The organism is Caenispirillum salinarum AK4 (assembly GCF_000315795.1).
GTDB classification, from domain to species: domain Bacteria; phylum Pseudomonadota; class Alphaproteobacteria; order Rhodospirillales; family Rhodospirillaceae; genus Caenispirillum; species Caenispirillum salinarum.
The window spans coordinates 77,010-93,213 of record NZ_ANHY01000016.1 but is presented as its reverse complement, the minus strand read 5'-3'; the positions used below and the strand labels follow the sequence as shown (position 1 = coordinate 93,213).

Below are 16,204 nucleotides of genomic sequence, written 5' to 3'. Positions count from 1 at the left end.
GCGGCCAGGGACGGCCGGGGCGGGAGGGCGGGCCCGCCGGCGATGCGCTGGTGTCGGTCCACATCCGCCCGCACCCGCTGTTCACCCGCCAGGGCGACGACGTGCAGATGGACCTGCCCATCGGCCTGGACGAGGCGGTGCTCGGGGCCCGCGTCGAGGTGCCGACCATTCACGGCCGGGTGCGGGTGACCGTGCCAAAGGGGGCGAGCAGCGGTCATACCCTGCGCCTGCGCGGCAAGGGCATCCGCCGGGGGCACGGCCCGGGGCACGGCGACCAGCTGGTGCGGCTGCGCATCGTCCTGCCGCCCGAGGTCGACGAGGACCTGACGCGCTTCATGGAGGACTGGCGCACCCGCCATCCCTTCGACCCGCGCGCCCGCATGAAGGGAGCCGCGCCATGATCGCCGACCCCGACCGCCCCCTGACCGAGGACGAGGTGCTGGAGCGCGTCGCCGGACTGACGCGGGCCATGCTGCACCGCTGGCTCCACACCGGCGCAGTCCGGCCCGCGCGCATCCAGGGCCTGCCGGGCTACCGCGAGGCGGATGTCGCCCGGCTTGAGTTGATCGTCACCCTGACCGAGGACTTCGACGTGGCCGACGACGAGGCCCTGGAGGTGGTGCTGTCGCTGCTCGACCAGCTCCACGGCCTGCGGCGGGAACTGCTCTGCCTCGCCCGCGCCGTCGATCATCAGCCGCCGGCGGTGCGCCATGCGATCCTTGAAGAGGTCCGCCGCCTGCGTGGGCAGGATTAACCTGCATCAGTCCCCGCGCGTCACGCTTCCGTCAAACTTGGGCGAACGGCCGTTCGGCAGGAGGGTTTCGCCATGTTGACCATCGAGGACTGCATCGCGCTCAGCGAGCTGACGGAAGAGGAGATCGAGGCCATTGCCGAGCACGAGAACCTCCCCGAAATGGCGGCGGCGGAAATGGGCAACTACCTGATCCACACGCCGGAGGGCGGGAAGCACATCCGCCGCATCATCCTCGACGACATCCAGGCCGCCCGGCGTGCCGGCGACCACAGGCGCAGCGCCAAGCTGAAGCTGGTGCTGAAACAGTTCATCCAGGCCCATCCCGAGGCCTCGGTGCGCAAGGCGGAGCGGCGGTCCTGAAGGGGCGTTTGCCGCTCAGGCTTCGCGGTCCCACGTCACCCGGATGTGATAGTCCTCCGCCGGCTGCCGGTAGCGCAGCGTGCCGCGGTAGGCGGCGTAAAGCGCGTGGCCGATGCGGCGCGCGACGTGGATGTCGGTGGTGGTGATCTCCAGCTTTCCGCCGCGCCACTCCATGTCCATGATGCGGTTCAGGGGGTGTTCGGCCTTCTCCGCCTCTTCGGTATGGCGGACCAGGGCCTCGATGTCCTCGCGGTGCTGCTTCAGGAACCCGCCGGACAGGGTGATCTCGCCGGCGGGAACGCGGTCGCGGATGCGCAGGCAGGCGGGGCATGTTACATCCTCCGCGCCCGGCGCCGCCGCCTTCTTCCACTGCCAGCGGCCGGCCTCGTAGACCGCGCCGCAGGACGGGCAGGCCGCGGGGCCGGATGGCTTGGCGCGCATGCGGTAGGGATCGTGGACCAGTTCGTGAATGGCGCGGTCCCGCCGGGGCGGCGGAGCGGGGTCTTGGGCGGTCATCGGTGTGTCCTCCTGCTCGAGGCGGTCATTCAACGTCTTCCAGGTCTTCCTCCGGCACCCCCAGGGATGCCAGTCCCTCGGCCATCAGGTCGCCGAGCCCCGGCGTCTCCATCAGGTAGGCCGTGGCGCGACGGGTGCGGCCGCTCGCGGCGTCGGCCAGGGCGTCATCCCAGCTTGAGGCGTCGTAGTCGTCGCGGCCCAGCCAGACCACCGCCAGCACTTCCGCCTTCTGGTCGTCGGTCAGGTCGTCCAGGGCCTCGCGCAGTTCGTCGCGGGTGGCGTCGCGCTCGACGCCCGCTTCACGGGGCGTTTCCAGAGGGCCCAGTTCCATATCCGCCTCGCTGCTCTGCTCCGCCGCATCCAGGTGGCGGGCGCGGGCGATGAGGAAGGCGTAGGTCGCCAGCGGCGTGACCAGGTCCGGCGTCTCGCGGCCGTCGTCGCCGTCATCAAGGGGGGTTCGCATGGCGGGCCTCCATTCGGGAGCCTTGGTCCCGACAGGATGGCGGTAATCCCGCCCACCGGTATTGACGCAGGTTAGCTCCGAAGGACGGAGCCGGCTTAACCTGCATCAGCCCGGCGGCGCGACGGCTGTGGTCTCCTGCCTCCCAAGGCCGTCATGCTGAGGGAGCGCGCCATGCCGAGCGAATACCAGAGCATGTTCGAGGAGACCATGCAGCTCACCCGCGCCTGGATCGAGGACCTCGCCGGGCGAATGCATGTGGACGACCCGCACAAGGCCTACCTGGCCCTGCGCACCGTGCTGCACGAGTTGCGCGACCACCTGCCGCCCGAACTGGCCGCGCATATGGCGGCGCAGCTTCCCATGCTGGTGCGCGGCTTCTACTTCGAGGGCTGGAAGCCCGTCACCACTCCGGTGCCCGAGCGCAAGCGGGAGGCCTTTCTCGACGCCGTCGCCGGGCAGGTTCGCGATCCCTCCCTGCAGCCCGAGGCGGTGGCGGCGGCCGTCTTCGCGCTGTTGAACGACCGGCTGTCGGACGGCCAGGTCGAAAAGGTCCGCCGCACCCTGCCGCCGGGCATCCGCAGCCTGTGGCCGGGCGGTGAGGGCGCCGGCCATGCCTAGGCGGTCAATCGCGCGAAATCAGGGAGATGGAGCCGTTGCGCTCCAGGTAGGCGTCCTTGAACGGCGCAAGGTCGGACTTGCCCTTCAGCCGCGCGGCCTCCCGCATGTCGCCCACGGTGACGCCGCTGACCGACATGGCCCTGCGGTCCAGCACCCCGTCCTTCATGAGCTGCTTCTCGCGGCCCTTGATGACCATGCCGAAGGCGTGCGACCGGCTGGCGATGTGCGTGAACAGGCCGTGCATCAGGACCAGCACCCCCGTCGCCGCCACGGTGGGTACGAACGGCGCAGTCGCGGTGATGGCGCGGCTGACGTTGGAGCCGACGATGATCGCCAGGATGATGTCGAAGGCGCCAAGCTTGCCGAAAGCCCGCCGGTCGGCGAGCCGCACGTAGATCAGCCCGATCAGGAACAGCACGGCGGCGCGGATGCTCATCTGCCACCAGGTGATGGTGTCCGCGCCGGAGCCGATCAAGCGGTGGAGCCAGTCCAGGGATTGCGGGTCCATGACGAAAGCCTCCCGAGAAGTGACCACTGAGGGGCCAACGAGGGCGCGGGTTTTCCGGCTCGGTGCCGCGAGCGCGCTTTGTTCAGCCGACAGGCAGACACAGGAGGAGACGATGACAAGCAGACCGATGCGCATGGCCGGCCCCGCCCTTGCGGCGGCACTGGTGCTGCCGGCGCTGGCGGCGACGCCCGCCGGTGCCGAGGAGGAGATCATCGGCAGCGGCGAGTACCGCATGAGCTGCGCCCCGTGCCACGGCGCCGGCGGCCGCGGCGACGGCCCGGTGGCGGAATTCCTGGAAGGCGGTGCCCCGGACCTGACCACCCTGTCCGAGCGCAACGACGGTGACTTCCCCTTCCGGCAGGTGGTGCAAATGATCGACGGCCGCATCGACGTCCGCGCCCACGGCGGCCGCGACATGCCGGTCTGGGGGCGGCGTTATGCCGCAGAAATCGGCGGGCCCGACCAGCAATGGGACAGCCTGGCGACGGAGCAACTCGTCCGCGGCCGCATCCTGGAGCTGGTCAACTACCTCCAGGCCATCCAGCAACCCTCCGACGGCAACGGCCCGCTGTTGAGCGCCCGGCCCGAGGGGGAGGGCACCATGCAGAACGGTGCCGCCGCCGCGGAAGACTGACCTCCGGCCGTGCCAAATGAAACGCCCCGGCGGACCGCTCTGCCGGGGCGTTCTGGGGTGGCGTTTCCGTCTTCACGGTCGGCGGCGTGCGCGCTGGTCGTCCCCCGATACCGTGGGTATTCAGCGGCACGCGCACGGAGAGTGCACCTCAACCGACCGAAGTTTCGAGTTGCTCGTAAGGATCATCGCCAGTGCCCAACTGATCCGGGTATTATAGATGGAGGGTGAGAAGCAGGCGAGGCCGCCATGTCACGCGCATTCAACTTCGTCTGGCACGAATACCCGATTTTCTTTCCCATACTCGCGCCGCTGATCGTGTGGGTCACCGTGCCTCTGTTTTTTCTTGACCCCTTTATGCACGAATGTGGGGAGAAACGGGCGGGTCTGGCTGGTGCGATCCTGTTCTGCCCCGACCAGTCCGAATGGCACGAAGCGGCCCAGGACGCGGGTCTGGTCAAACGGGACGGTGGGGCGGCGGGCGAGGGCGGCGTTCGCTCGAGCGAGCCGGAAAATCCGCCCGGCGCAAAGAACTCGGAAACTGGCACGACCGTCCGCGACTTTGCCCTCGCCGCCGCGGAAGCACAGGGTCGCATTCAATGGGTCAGCGCCCACATGGTGCTGATGTTCGTCTGTGGCGCGACGATGATCGCGGCGGCCCTGATGCTCCATACCGTCTGGCAGGACAGGCGCGGTAGCACCGAAAGCACTGCCGGTCTTCTCGTCGTTCTTGTGGTTGGGTGTGCCATTCCGGCGGGCATGGAGATTACGCGCTATGTCGGGAGTTGGGCGCCCGAGTCGTTCATGGGCGTCCCCTCGCTGCGAGAATACATCCTGATGAACAACATTGTACGGGTCTACAAGGTCTATCTGCCCGTCGTTCATCACCGGATTGAACTAGCGACGCTGTACCACGCGGTCGCCGGCATTTTTGTCTCCGGCGCGGCTGCCGCGCAGCTCCTTCGATGCGAGGCTTTCGAGAGCGGCCGTACCCGATATTATGAAGACCCGGACTTGCTGTCCCGTCGGATAGAGCGCATCCGCTGGCTAATCCTCGTGGCGTCAATCCTGATGGTTGCCGCGACGGTTCACGTCTACTACGCTCTTATGTGGCCGGCGCATCTGATCGACAATCCCGATATCGTCAACGACAGCGCCCGATACATGCGCGCCTTCGGCGTCAACCTGACTTTTATCTTTGGCGTGGTCGCCAGCATTCTGACAGTCGCCGCCACCATGCCTGCGGCGCTGGTGCTGCGGCTGCGGGCCAAGGCGATGGCCGTGCATCACCTTCCGCATGCACCGACGGCTGAGCGCAAGGCGTGGCTTGAAACCCACCACCTAGAGGTCGGGGTGTTGCGGCGCCTCGGCGATGTCGCGGCCTTCGCAGCGCCGGCTTTGGCCGGCTGGCTAACGCCGATGCTGTCACCGCTTGTGTTCCCAGTCGGATGACGCCGGCGGACCGGCACAGCGAGCGGAATTCTGATGGGACCGGGGAGAATGGCGCGCCCTACTGGATTCGAACCAGTGACCGTCCGCTTAGAAGGCGGATGCTCTATCCAGCTGAGCTAAGGGCGCATGCGCGTCGCGCGCCGGGGCGTTGGTGAGCCGGCCGGCGCGTGAACACGGGCATCAGGCGCGGGACGACGCCTCAGGACACCTTGTCGTAGGCGAAGTTCGCCGCGTAGGATTTGGGCCGCACGCGCCGCTCCTTGGGCTCGTAGACCTTGTAGTCGTAGCCCTGCTGCTTGGCGTAGGCGATGGCCTCGTCCTTGGTGGCGAACCACAGCTTCACCTGCTGGCGCGTGTCGCGGCCGCTGGTCCACCCCATCAGGGGGTCGATGTTGCGCGGGGCCTGGGGTTCGAACTCCAGCAGCCAGCGTTTCGTGTTGCCGCGGCCCGACTGCATGGCCGTCTTGGCCGGACGGTGGATGCGCACGGAGATCGCCATCGTCGTGTCCCTCGTTGATCTCTCCTGGTCGGGGCGAGAGGATTCGAACCTCCGGCTTCCTGCTCCCAAAGCAGGTGCTCTACCAGGCTGAGCTACGCCCCGTGTGGGGTGAAACCTATGGTCTCGCACGCGGTTTGGCAAGCGTCCCGTGCCACCCTTTGCACCCGCCCGCTGCCCACCCTTACGAGTGGGTGTGCGATCGAAAGGCGTGGCACTATATCCACATTGCGACCAAGGTCGCTGTTCTGTAACATACGGCCGCTCTAAATTACGCGCCGATGATCAGGGTCATCGGCGCGGCGTTCAGTCGGCACGCAGCCTGCCGCGCCATAGGTGCGGCGGCCGGTCGGCCTTGCCGGGCGACGACTGTACGATTCCATGGGCCGCCCGGCACAGGGCGCACTGCCAGGACGCGGGAGTCGGATACATGCCTTTCATGACGTGGCGGGACGAGTACAGCGTGCATCACGCAACGCTGGATTTCGACCATCAGATGCTCATCAACATCATCAATCAGCTTTTCGACGCGATGGCGGAAAAGCAGGGGCACGAGGTCGTCGGCCGCACCATCGAAAGCCTGGAGCGCTATGTCCAGGTGCATTTCGCGCGCGAGGAAAAGGTCATGCGCGAATGCAATTATCCCGACTTCGGGCCCCACGCCGAGGGGCACCGCGAGATCGAGCGCACGGTGGCAGACATCCGCAGCCTGTGGGAGCGTGCACCCGAGGAAGTGAACTGCGCCGAGGTCATGCGGTTCCTCAAGACCTGGCTGGTCAACCACATCCTCAAGACCGACATGAAGTACGCCCCCTATGTGGAGCACGAAGGCCGCCTGCCCGAAGTCGTGGAGTAGGACCGCCCCTCCCTCCTGGCCAAAAAAAAGACCGCGCCGGCGGGGCCGGGCGGTCTCTAGGCTAAAAGAGGGGACTGATCATGTCGCATTCTCAGCCAAGACCTACTGTGCGCCTCGGGCTTTGGGCTGTCAAACGCAACATTCCTGCGGACAAGTGTGCGCAAATTCCCCTGCGGCTGTATCAGGAATAGATGTCGGGCATCTGGTCCAGGGCCGCCCTCACCACTTTTTCCACCGCCTCGCGCCGCATTTCGCGGGTGATGAACACCAGCCGGCTCTTGCGGTCGTGGCCCTCGGGCCAGGCGGGCAGGGTGGCCGGCGGGTGGAAAACGTGCTGCACGCCGTGGACCGCAACCGGCTCCTCCTGCCCCTTCACGGCCAGGATGCCCTTGAGCCGCAACAGGTTCTCGCCCTTCGACGCGATGATCATCTCCAGCGCCTCGGCCAGATGCAGCCACTCCACCGGCTCGTCCAGCGTCAGGCAGAAGGCGTCGATGCCGTCGCCGTGACGGTTCACGTCGTGGTGGTGGTGATGATGATGGTCGTCGTGCCCGTGCCCGTGCTCGTGGTCATGCTCGGTGTAGGCTTCCGCCTTCAGCCAGCCTTCCACGTCGGGGATCTTGCTGCCCGGCTTGAACAGGCCGGCGTTGAGGATGTCCGCCGGTGCCAGAACACCGTTCTCCGCCACCAGCCGCGGGGCGGACGGGTTCAGCTCCGCCAGACGCCCGTGCAGGGCCTGCAACGCCTCGGCGTCCGCCAGATCGGTCTTGGTCATGACGATGCGGTCGGCGACGGCCACCTGCTTGACGGACTCCCGGTGGCGGTCGAGTTGATCGGCCCCGTGCAGGGCATCAAGGGTGGTGACGATGCCGTCCAGGCGGTAGCGCGCGCCGATCAGCGGATCGGTCATCATGGTGTGGAGGATGGGCGCAGGGTCGGCCAGGCCCGTGGTTTCGATGACCAGCCGGTTGAACTCCACCTCTCCCCGCACGCGCTTGAGGAACAGGTCGCGCAGCGCCGTGACAAGGTCGCCGCGCACGGTGCAGCACAGGCAGCCGGAGTTGAGCAGGACGATGTCGTCCTTCACCTCGCGCACCAGCATGTGGTCCAGGCCGATCTCGCCGAACTCGTTGATGAGCACGGCGGTCTCGGACAGGTCCGGCTGCTGCACCAGGTGGTTGAGCAGCGTCGTCTTGCCGCTGCCCAGGAAGCCGGTGAGGATGGTGACGGGGATGGTGTCGGCGGTGGTGGTGCTGTCGGTCATCGGCCGTACAGGTCCTCCGGCGCGATTTCGGGCTCGGTGATGTTCGCCAGTACCTCTCCGCGCGGTGCCTTGTAGAAGCAACTCCGCCGGCCGGTGTGGCAGGCCACGCCCGTCTGGTCGACGAGCGCCAGCACGGTGTCGCCGTCGCAGTCCAGCCGCAGATCCTTGAGGTGCTGTTCCTGGCCCGAGCTTTCGCCCTTGCGCCAGAGCTTGCCGCGCGAGCGCGACCAGTAGCAGACGCGCCCGGTGCGCAGGGTTTCGCGCAGGGCATCCTCGTTCATCCAGGCCATCATCAGCACCTCGCCGGTGTCGTGCTGCTGGGCGATGCAGGCCAGCAGCCCGTCGGCGTTGAAGCGCGCCTCCGCCACCATGGCGTCAGCGGCGGCGGTGGAGGCGGGGAAGGTGGTGGTTTCGCTGGTCATGATGTCCATCATATGGGTCAGCCGGCGGCGGCTCGGTAGGCGGCAAAGGCCTGATCGAGGTCGGCCTTCAGGTCGTCGATGTCCTCCAGCCCGATGTGCAGGCGTACCACCGGGCCCTCGGCGCGGAACGTGGTGGCGGTGCGCTGGATGGCGCCGGTGGCGGGGATCGCCAGGCTCTCGAAACCGCCCCAGGAAAAGCCCAGCCCGAACAGCTTCAGCGCGTCCAGGAAGGCGTTCATGGCGGTGATGTTGTTCTCGCCCGCCGGGGCAAGTTCCACGCCCATGAGGCCGGAGGCGCCGGTGAAGTCGCGCTTCCAGATGGCGTGGCCCGGGTCGCTGGGAAGGGCGGGGTAGAGCACGCGGGTCACGTCCGGCCGCGCCTCCAGCCACTGGGCGATCTCCAGGGCCGCGCGCTGGTGGTGCTCCAGCCGCACCTTCATGGTGCGCAGGCCGCGCAGGGCCAGGAAGGCGTCGTCGCCCGACAGGCTGTAGCCGAAGGCCGACGTAGTGCTCTTGATGCGGGTGAACAGCTCCGGCGTCTTGCAGACGATCAGCCCCACCATGGCATCGGAATGGCCCACGATGTACTTGGTGCCGGCGTGAATGGAGACGTCCACGCCGTGGTCGAAGGGCTTGAAGAACAGCGGCGTCGCCCAGGTGTTGTCGATGGCCACCAGCGCGCCGCGGGCGTGGGCGGCCTCGGCGATGGCGGGAATATCCTGCATCTCGAAGGTGAGCGATCCCGGCGCCTCGGTGAAGACCACCTTGGTGTTGTCGCGCATCAGGTCGGCGATGCCGGCCCCGATGAGCGGGTCGTAATAGGTGGTCTCGACGCCGAAGCGCGCCAGCACCTCGTCGCAGAACTTCCGCGTGGGGAAATAGGCGCTGTCGGTCATCAGCAGGTGGTCGCCCGCCGACAGCAGGCCCGTCAGGCAGCCCGCGATGGCCGCCAGGCCGGACGAGGTGGCGATGGCGCGCGCTCCGCCCTCAAGCTCCGCCACGGCCGCTTCCAGGTCCATGGTCGACGGCGTGCCCAGGCGGCCGTAGTCCACCATGTCGAACTTGTTGCGCACCTTCTCCTTCAGCTCCGCCACGTTCTCCGACAGGATCGTGGAGCAGCGGTAGACCGGCGTGTTGACGGCCCCGTGGAAGCGGGCGGGATGGCGCCCTGCGTGGACGATGCGGGTGTCCTCTTTCATGATTTCGCAAGCTCTCCTGTCTAGAATTGCGCCGCCGCGCAACCACGTGAGCCGCATTGTGACGGCGCCCGCCACCGACTTCCACCCCCTACGACGAAGGGGGCAGTCAAAAAGCGGTAAAATGGGCTTGTGTGCGCTGCAAAAAGAGCGCAGGCTGATGTCGGTTTCATGAACGGCGCAACGGCGCCCCAGACGGCGCGTTCCTTGCCAAAATCCGCCGGTTTCAAGCGATGCTCCGAATGCGGTGGATTTGAAACAGACGGTGCACTATATTGCACTGCAACAAGGCGGCGGCTTGAATCGCGGCCAGGAGGGAATCAGTCCGGCGGTCCTGTCCTGCTCGGCTGATCACTAGGAGAAAACCCATGCCCGGTACGCCCACGGCGCATCACGCATACAATCTGTTCTCCCTCACCATGGAAAGTCGCCATGGCTGCGACTGGCGGGAGAAGGTTGAGCCCTACTCGGTCGCCCTTCTGGCCGACGAGATCGTGCTCGGCTTCGGTGCCGAGCCCCTGACCGGCTCTGCCACACAGTCGGGCGGTGCCGTGCCCACCGTCTGGCGCTTTCCCGACGGCTCCACCTGCCGCACGGGTCACTTCGGCCTGAAGATGGAAGAGGAACTGCGCAAGAGCGCTTGAAAGGGTGACGGCCTGCGCGGGGCATGAGGCGGCGGCTGACGTGCCGAGGCGCCGCCCGCGCGGGGTGCGAGGATCGGCCGCGATGCCGTCAGAAGTCGGTGCCCGCCTGGCCACGGCAGGCGCGCGGCAGGGTGATTGGTGCCGTTTGTGGATTCCCGCTTTCGCCGGAACGACAAGTGTTTTTGTTCTGAAATCAGAAAGTTGCACAAACCGTCGCCCCTGTGAAAGCAGGGGCCCGTGCACATCGTCGGCCGCCCCTCTACATCGCTCCTTCACCCGCCAGCCACCGCGCCATGACGGGTGACGTCGCTCTCCTCGTATCCCTGCGCGGCATAGAACTCCTGGGCGGCGGCGTTGTCGCGGCGGACCATCAGCATGACCTTCCAGCATCCCTGGCGCGCGAGCCAGTCCTCCGCCGCAGCCACCATGCGCTTGCCCAGGCCCGTCCCCTGGCGGTCGGGGCGGACGGCGACGTAGTACATCCATCCCCGGTGCCCTTCGTGCCCGCAGAGGACGGACGCCAGCAGTGCGCCGGCATCGTCCGTGTCCTCCGCCACCAGGATTTCCGCCGTGGGCGTGGCGCGGGCGAAAGCGATGTCGCGGGCCGGCGGGTTCCACGGCCGGGTCAGGCCGCAGGCGTCCCAGAGCGCAGTGAGCGCCGCCTCCTCTCCGTCGCGCAACGGACGGATCACCGGCCCGCCGCCGTCCATCAGGCCTCTACCGGCACGTCGTCGCGATTGCCCCATTCGGCCCACGACCCGTCGTAGACCGCCACGTCGCGCTTGCCCAGGCGATAGGCCGCGAGCGGCAGCACGCAGGCCGTCACCCCCGATCCGCAGTAGGCCACCACCGGTCTGCCCAGGTCGATGCCGGCCTTGGTGAAGCGCTCGCGCAGGGCGGGGGCGGGCAGCATCTCGCCGGTCTCGCCGTCGAACAGCTCCGGCCAGGGCAGATTGAGCGCGCCGGGGATGTGGCCCTTGTGCTTCGCCGGGCGCGGTTCGTCCGCCGTGCCGGCGTAGCGGTCGGCGCTGCGCACGTCGACCACCTGTTCGCGCTGGCTGTCGAGGTTCGCCTTCATGGCATCGATGTCACGCACCAGCGTGGTGTCCATGCGCGCGGTGAAGTGGCGCGGGGTGGGGACGGGGGGAATGTCCTCGGTCGCGCCGCCCTCGCGCTGCCACTTGGGCAGGCCGCCGTCCAGCACGAAGACCGATCGGGCGCCGTAGACGCGGAACATCCACCACACGCGCGCCGCCGCCATGCCGCCGCCGTTGCTGTCGTAGACCACCAGCGTGTTGCCGTCCCCCAGCCCCAGCTTGCGCACCTTCGACGCGAACTTCGTCTGGTCGGGCAGCATGTGCGGCAGGTCCGACGCCGTGTCGGCGATCTCGTCGATGTCGAAGAACACCGCACCCGGAATATGGCATTCGCGGTACTCCGCCTTGGCGTCGCGCGGCGTCGTCGGCAGAAAGCTGGTGGCGTCGACCACGCGCACGTCCGGGGCGTCGATCCGCTGCTTGAGCCAATCGGTGCTGACCAGGGCGTCGGGGTTGGCGTCGGTCATGTCTCCGTCCTGTGTCATGGAAGGGGATGGGGCAGGGCGGCGATGCTACTCCATCCAGTCCGGCGTTGGCAGCCCCTTCTCCCGCAGGAAGGCCGGATTGAACAGCTTGCTCTGGTAGCGCTGGCCGCCGTCGCACAGGATGGTGACGACGGTCGAGCCTTCCGGCAGGGTCTCGGCCACGCGCATGGCGGCGGCGACATTGATGCCCGACGAGCCGCCCAGCACCAGCCCTTCCTCCCTAACCAGGTCGAAGACCACCTTCAGCGCGTCGATGTCGTCCACCTGCACGGCGTCGTCCAGGTCGGCGCCTTCCAGGTTGGCCGTGACGCGGCCCTGGCCGATGCCTTCGGTGATCGACGTGCCCTCGGCCTTCAACTCACCCGTGGTCTTCCAGGAGAACAGGGCGGAGCCCATGGGGTCGGCCAGGACGATCTTCACGGCCGGGTTCTTCTCTTTCAGCGCGCGCGACACACCCGCCAGCGTGCCGCCGGTGCCCGTGGCGCAGGTGAAGGCGTCGACGCGGCCGTCGGTCTGGGTCCAGATTTCCTGGCCCGTGGTGGCGTAGTGGCCGTCGCGGTTGGCGGTGTTGTCGAACTGGTTGGCCCAGACGCCGCCCGTCTCCTCGGCGATGCGGCGGGAGACGTGGACGTAGTTGCCCGGGTCCTTGTAGGGCACGGCCGGCACCAGCCGCAGATCGGCCCCCACCAGGCGCAGGGTGTCCTTCTTTTCCTGGCTCTGGGTCTCGGGCATGACGATGATGGTCTTGTAGCCCAGCGCATTGCCCACCAGCGCCAGGCCGATGCCGGTGTTACCGGCGGTGCCCTCCACGATGGTGCCGCCGGGCTTGAGCACGCCCCGCGCCTCGGCATCGCGGATGATGGCGAGCGCGGCGCGGTCCTTGACGCTGCCGCCGGGGTTGAGGAACTCTGCCTTGCCCAGAATGGTGCGGCCGGTCAAGGCGCTGGCCTTTTCCAGTTTGATGAGCGGCGTGTTGCCGATGGCGCCGACGAACCCGTTTCGCACGTCCATTGTGTAAAATCCCGTAAATAAACAGTTTCATATAGGTGATCGTAATGGACCACCCGGTCAAGGGGCGTCCGCGCGGAGCGTGGCCTCAGGCGCTCCAACGCCGCCGCACCTCGTCCCGGTTCATGACCAGCCATTGCGCGGCGATCAGCGTCATGGCGTTGTGGATTTCCATGCGCTTTACCATCGCCTCAAGCTCTGAATAGGGCAGGACGGAGACCAGGATGTCCTCGCCCTCGTGCACCAGGCCCTGCACGGTACCGCCGGCGTCCGTCGTGTCGACGCGGCCGCAGAACAGCGACACGGTTTCCGACGATCCGCCGGGGGAGGACAGGTAGTCCGCGATGGGGATCATGTCGGTCACCGTCAGCGCGGCCTCTTCCTGCGTCTCGCGGCGGGCGACGTCCTCGGCCGTCTCGCCGGCCTCGATGATGCCGGCGACCGTCTCCAGCTCCCACGCGGGCAGGCCGGCGGCGTGGGCGCCGATGCGGAACTGTTCCACCAGCACCACCTCGTCGCGCTCCGGGTCGTAGGGCAGCACGGCGGAGGCGTGGCCGCGCTCGAACAGTTCGCGCACCAGGGGCTTGCTCATCCCGCCGTCGTGCAGGCTGTGGGAGACGGTGTACCGCTCGATGCGGAAATACCCGTCGTAGGCGATCTCGTGATCGTGAATTTCCACCCGGCGGCCGGACATGGCAGGCTCCTTGCGCGTTGATATCGTGGCTCGAAAAGCGTCGCGGCACTAACATCCAAACGCAAGAGGAGACCATCATGCCCACCAGTGAAAAAATGAGCTTCAAGAGCCGCGACGGCCATACCCTCGATGCCCGCCTGGATTTGCCGGAAGGCGAGGCGCGGGCCTGGGCGCTGTTCGCCCACTGCTTCACCTGCAGCAAGGACGTTTTCGCCGCCTCGCGCATCTCCCGCGCCCTGGCCGCGCGCGGGGTGGGGGTGCTGCGGTTCGACTTCACGGGTCTCGGCGCCAGCGAGGGCGAGTTCGAGAACACCGACTTCACCTCCAACGTCGCCGACCTGGAAGCTGCCTGCGCGCACATGGCGGACCAGGGGCGCCCGATCTCCCTGCTGGTCGGGCACTCGCTGGGCGGCGCGGCGGTGCTGGCGGCCGCGCCCAGGGTGGAGAGCGTGAGCGCGGTCACCACCATCAACGCGCCCTGCGGGCCTGGCCACCTGTCGCACCTGTTCACGGCCCATGAGGATGAAATCCGCGAGAACGGCCACGCCGAGGTAAGCATCGGAGGGCGCCCCTTCACCATTACGCGCGACTTCCTGGATGACATCGAGGAGCACAAGCTGCTCGACGGCATCGCCCACATGAAGAAGGCGCTGCTGATCTTCCACGCCCCGCGCGACGAGACGGTGGGCATCGACAATGCCACCCGCATCTTCACCAGCGCCAGGCACCCGAAAAGCTTCGTCAGCCTGGACGATGCCGACCACCTGCTGACCCGGCGCGAGGATGCGGTGTACGTGGCCGACGTCATCGCCGCCTGGGCCGGGCGCTACATCTCGGAACACCAGGAACAGCGCGACGAGCCGCGGGCGGAGCGCGACAAGCCCGTCGGTCCGCGCAACGTGATCGTGGAGGAAACGGGGCGCGGCAAGTTCCAGCAGGCCATCCAGATCGGCCCAAGCCACCACCTGATCGCCGACGAGCCGGTGACGGTGGGCGGCAACGACTCGGGGCCGGGACCCTACGACTTCCTGCTGGCTGGGCTGGGGGCCTGCACGTCCATGACCATCCGCCTCTACGCCGCCCACAAGAAGATCCCGCTGGAGCGGGTTTCCGTGCGCTTGGCCCACGAGAAAAGGCACGTGGAGGACTGCGAGCGCTGCGGTGAGAACGGCGGCAAGCTCGACCACATCGAGCGCTGGGTGCTGCTGGAGGGCGACCTGGACGAGGCGACCCGCACCCGCCTGCTGGAAATCGCCGACCGCTGCCCCGTGCACCGCACCCTGCACGAGGAAATCCGCATCTCGACGCACTTCGAGGAGCCGTGAGGGGGCGGCTCTGTGTCGGCGTCCTTTGGACCACCAAGACACAAAGACACCAAGGCAGCGCGCGAAGGCGCGCCATCCTCATCCTTGCGGCGCTTTTACCCCGGTCTGACCGACTTGCTGATCAGGAATCGAGGGAGCGCGAGGGAGCCCGCGGCTCCCTCGCATTCCATTCCGGCGCAGCCGGAAAGCCCTCAGAACCCTATGTACGCCCCGACGCCGCCGATCACCAGCGCGGCCGCCCCGAACGCCAGAGTCGCCCACTGCCACGCCAGCACCGCGCCAAGGGCCCGTTCCGCCCCCGCCACGTCGGCTGATTCCTCGGCCAGTTCGAAGCGTTTGAGGGGGCGGAGGTAGGTCCAGACCAGCACGCCGGTCATCATCAGGCCCAGGCCCGCCATCAGGTGCACGTGCATCCCCGCCACCGCGAAGCCGCCATAGAGGCTGAAGGTCAGGCCGAAGCCCGTCACCAGGGCGAGTGCGGCGCTCGCCCACGACACCGTGAAGGCGCGCGGCAGGATGCGCGCCCAGAGCGTCATGCGCTCGGCCGGTTCCACGGCCAGCAGGGCGGGGCGCAGCACCACCAGAAGCAGGAACAGACCGCCCGTCCAGGCGGCGACGGACAGCACGTGCAGGGCAATGGCAAGGTGATGCATCGCGGCGCTACTTGCCCTTCTTGGCGATGGCCTTCACCTCGTCGGCCAGCGCCCGGATTTCCTGCGCGGCCAGCGAGCGGTTGGAGGTTTCCACCACCCCCAGCCCCTCCATCATCGACGACGCGAAGGGCAGCCGGTTGCCCAGGCGCGCGGCCGTGACCTCCAGCTCCATGGCCTGGATTTCCTCCAGCACCTGATCCACCAGCTTGCCGCGCGGCGGGATGCGGTTGAGGACCACGCGGGCCGGCGTCTTCTCCTTGCGCGCGACCTCCAGCGTCGGCTTCGTCGCCCACAGGTCCATGGGGCTGGGCTGCACGGGCACCAGGATCACGTCGGCGGCGCGGATGGCGGCCTTGGCCTCGGTCTCGGCGTGGGGCGGGCTGTCGACGATGACGTAATCCGCCCCGTCGCGCAGCCGGTCCAGCTCCGTCGACAGCCGCCAGCCGGCGACGCCCGACAGCCGGATGCCGCCGCCGTCCTCGCCGAGCCGGCCGCAGCGGGCAGCGTGCCAGGCGGACAGGGAGCCCTGCGGGTCGATGTCCACCAGCGCGACGGCCTTCTTGCCGCCCTTGGACAACGCGACGGCAAGCTGCGCGGCGACGGTGGTCTTGCCGGCGCCGCCCTTCTGTTGGGCGATGGTGATGACCTTGGCGGCCATGGGTGGCGTCCCCCCGAATTTGCGGAATTCTGCGACAACGCCTGGAAGGCTAGAGGACGCGCCTGGATTTGCAAGCGGTTAAGTGGCGGGCGCAGGGTGGAAAA

Annotated in this window: 22 protein-coding genes and 2 tRNA genes; 9 read left to right on the top strand and 15 right to left on the bottom strand. The window is 67.8% G+C overall.

Annotated elements, in window-relative coordinates:
• The 3 genes from C882_RS15985 to C882_RS15975 form a co-directional block, all read left to right on the top strand.
• Positions 1 to 401: DnaJ C-terminal domain-containing protein (locus tag C882_RS15985; RefSeq protein ID WP_043645983.1), on the top strand; the 401-nt coding region annotated here is incomplete at its 5' end.
• Positions 398 to 754, top strand: a complete 357-nt coding sequence (locus tag C882_RS15980) for a MerR family transcriptional regulator (protein ID WP_009541686.1) — start codon at positions 398 to 400, stop codon at positions 752 to 754. The genes C882_RS15985 and C882_RS15980, both read left to right, overlap by 4 nt.
• Positions 755 to 826: 72 nt before the next feature.
• Positions 827 to 1,114 carry a hypothetical protein gene (locus tag C882_RS15975; RefSeq protein ID WP_009541685.1) on the top strand — a complete coding sequence of 96 codons (288 nt, stop codon included), beginning with the start codon at positions 827 to 829 and terminating at the stop codon, positions 1,112 to 1,114.
• Positions 1,115 to 1,129: 15 nt separating this feature from the next.
• Here the strand turns inward: C882_RS15975 and C882_RS15970 are convergent, their stop codons facing one another.
• Positions 1,130 to 1,630, bottom strand: a complete 501-nt coding sequence (locus C882_RS15970; RefSeq protein WP_009541684.1) for a BCAM0308 family protein — start codon at positions 1,628 to 1,630, stop codon at positions 1,130 to 1,132.
• Positions 1,631 to 1,655: 25 nt separating this feature from the next.
• Positions 1,656 to 2,093, bottom strand: a complete 438-nt coding sequence (locus tag C882_RS23410; protein WP_009541683.1) for a DUF3775 domain-containing protein — start codon at positions 2,091 to 2,093, stop codon at positions 1,656 to 1,658.
• A 171-nt stretch (positions 2,094 to 2,264) separates the two neighbouring features.
• Here C882_RS23410 and C882_RS15960 point away from each other — a divergent pair, with 171 nt between their 5' ends.
• On the top strand, positions 2,265 to 2,711 hold the full coding sequence (locus C882_RS15960; protein ID WP_009541682.1) for a DUF2267 domain-containing protein: 447 nt from the start codon (positions 2,265 to 2,267) through the stop codon (positions 2,709 to 2,711).
• Between the two features lie 4 nt (positions 2,712 to 2,715).
• Here the strand turns inward: C882_RS15960 and C882_RS15955 are convergent, their stop codons facing one another.
• A complete protein-coding gene (locus tag C882_RS15955; RefSeq protein WP_009541681.1) occupies positions 2,716 to 3,219 on the bottom strand; it encodes a DUF421 domain-containing protein in 504 nt (167 codons plus the stop codon).
• Positions 3,220 to 3,331: 112 nt separating this feature from the next.
• Between C882_RS15955 and C882_RS15950 the strand changes: the two genes are divergently transcribed.
• Both C882_RS15950 and C882_RS15945 read left to right on the top strand, forming a co-directional pair.
• Positions 3,332 to 3,853 carry a c-type cytochrome gene (locus tag C882_RS15950; protein WP_152415363.1) on the top strand — a complete coding sequence of 174 codons (522 nt, stop codon included), beginning with the start codon at positions 3,332 to 3,334 and terminating at the stop codon, positions 3,851 to 3,853.
• A 246-nt stretch (positions 3,854 to 4,099) separates the two neighbouring features.
• On the top strand, positions 4,100 to 5,302 hold the full coding sequence (locus C882_RS15945; RefSeq protein ID WP_043645980.1) for a hypothetical protein: 1,203 nt from the start codon (positions 4,100 to 4,102) through the stop codon (positions 5,300 to 5,302).
• Between the two features lie 49 nt (positions 5,303 to 5,351).
• Here C882_RS15945 and C882_RS15940 read toward each other — a convergent pair.
• The 3 genes from C882_RS15940 to C882_RS15930 form a co-directional block, all read right to left on the bottom strand.
• Positions 5,352 to 5,428 (bottom strand) — tRNA-Arg (locus C882_RS15940).
• A gap of 73 nt (positions 5,429 to 5,501) precedes the next feature.
• Positions 5,502 to 5,801 (bottom strand): ETC complex I subunit, encoded by a 300-nt coding sequence (locus C882_RS15935; protein ID WP_009541678.1) that lies wholly within the window; start codon positions 5,799 to 5,801, stop codon positions 5,502 to 5,504.
• A 25-nt stretch (positions 5,802 to 5,826) separates the two neighbouring features.
• Positions 5,827 to 5,903, bottom strand: a tRNA-Pro gene (locus C882_RS15930).
• Between the two features lie 325 nt (positions 5,904 to 6,228).
• Here C882_RS15930 and C882_RS15925 point away from each other — a divergent pair.
• Positions 6,229 to 6,654 carry a bacteriohemerythrin gene (locus tag C882_RS15925; protein WP_052000187.1) on the top strand — a complete coding sequence of 142 codons (426 nt, stop codon included), beginning with the start codon at positions 6,229 to 6,231 and terminating at the stop codon, positions 6,652 to 6,654.
• Positions 6,655 to 6,835: 181 nt separating this feature from the next.
• Here the strand turns inward: C882_RS15925 and C882_RS15920 are convergent, their stop codons facing one another.
• The 3 genes from C882_RS15920 to metC are packed head-to-tail and all read right to left on the bottom strand — an operon-like array spanning position 6,836 to position 9,539.
• Positions 6,836 to 7,918: a CobW family GTP-binding protein gene (locus C882_RS15920; protein ID WP_009541676.1), complete on the bottom strand. Its 1,083-nt coding sequence runs from the start codon at positions 7,916 to 7,918 to the stop codon at positions 6,836 to 6,838.
• Complete coding sequence (hisI, locus tag C882_RS15915; RefSeq protein WP_043646009.1) at positions 7,915 to 8,340, bottom strand: phosphoribosyl-AMP cyclohydrolase; 426 nt, start codon at positions 8,338 to 8,340, stop codon at positions 7,915 to 7,917. Before hisI ends, C882_RS15920 begins: the two co-directional genes overlap by 4 nt.
• Before the next feature lie 17 nt (positions 8,341 to 8,357).
• A complete protein-coding gene (gene metC, locus C882_RS15910; RefSeq protein WP_009541674.1) occupies positions 8,358 to 9,539 on the bottom strand; it encodes a cystathionine beta-lyase in 1,182 nt (393 codons plus the stop codon).
• Positions 9,540 to 9,904: 365 nt separating this feature from the next.
• Between metC and C882_RS15905 the strand changes: the two genes are divergently transcribed.
• Entirely contained in the window at positions 9,905 to 10,180 is a 276-nt protein-coding gene (locus tag C882_RS15905; RefSeq protein ID WP_009541673.1) for a hypothetical protein, read from the top strand.
• 272 nt (positions 10,181 to 10,452) lie between these two features.
• Here C882_RS15905 and C882_RS15900 read toward each other — a convergent pair whose 3' ends face one another.
• The 4 genes from C882_RS15900 to C882_RS15885 form a co-directional block, all read right to left on the bottom strand.
• On the bottom strand, positions 10,453 to 10,890 hold the full coding sequence (locus tag C882_RS15900) for a GNAT family acetyltransferase (RefSeq protein WP_009541672.1): 438 nt from the start codon (positions 10,888 to 10,890) through the stop codon (positions 10,453 to 10,455).
• On the bottom strand, positions 10,890 to 11,744 hold the full coding sequence (gene sseA / locus C882_RS15895) for a 3-mercaptopyruvate sulfurtransferase (protein WP_009541671.1): 855 nt from the start codon (positions 11,742 to 11,744) through the stop codon (positions 10,890 to 10,892). The genes C882_RS15900 and sseA overlap by 1 nt, the downstream gene beginning before the upstream one ends.
• Positions 11,745 to 11,789: 45 nt before the next feature.
• Positions 11,790 to 12,773: a cysteine synthase A gene (locus tag C882_RS15890; protein WP_009541670.1), complete on the bottom strand. Its 984-nt coding sequence runs from the start codon at positions 12,771 to 12,773 to the stop codon at positions 11,790 to 11,792.
• Positions 12,774 to 12,858: 85 nt separating this feature from the next.
• Positions 12,859 to 13,464 (bottom strand): NUDIX domain-containing protein, encoded by a 606-nt coding sequence (locus C882_RS15885; RefSeq protein WP_009541669.1) that lies wholly within the window; start codon positions 13,462 to 13,464, stop codon positions 12,859 to 12,861.
• Positions 13,465 to 13,541: 77 nt separating this feature from the next.
• On the opposite strand from C882_RS15885, the gene C882_RS15880 reads away from it, so the two are divergent.
• Positions 13,542 to 14,789, top strand: a complete 1,248-nt coding sequence (locus C882_RS15880) for a bifunctional alpha/beta hydrolase/OsmC family protein (RefSeq protein WP_009541668.1) — start codon at positions 13,542 to 13,544, stop codon at positions 14,787 to 14,789.
• A 191-nt stretch (positions 14,790 to 14,980) separates the two neighbouring features.
• On the opposite strand, the gene C882_RS15875 is transcribed toward C882_RS15880, so the two are convergent.
• Together C882_RS15875 and parA are read right to left on the bottom strand one after the other, a co-directional pair.
• On the bottom strand, positions 14,981 to 15,442 hold the full coding sequence (locus tag C882_RS15875) for a hypothetical protein (protein WP_009541667.1): 462 nt from the start codon (positions 15,440 to 15,442) through the stop codon (positions 14,981 to 14,983).
• A 7-nt stretch (positions 15,443 to 15,449) separates the two neighbouring features.
• Positions 15,450 to 16,100, bottom strand: coding sequence for a ParA family partition ATPase (gene parA / locus C882_RS15870; protein WP_009541666.1), 651 nt, complete (start codon positions 16,098 to 16,100; stop codon positions 15,450 to 15,452).
• Positions 16,101 to 16,204 lie beyond the last annotated feature (104 nt).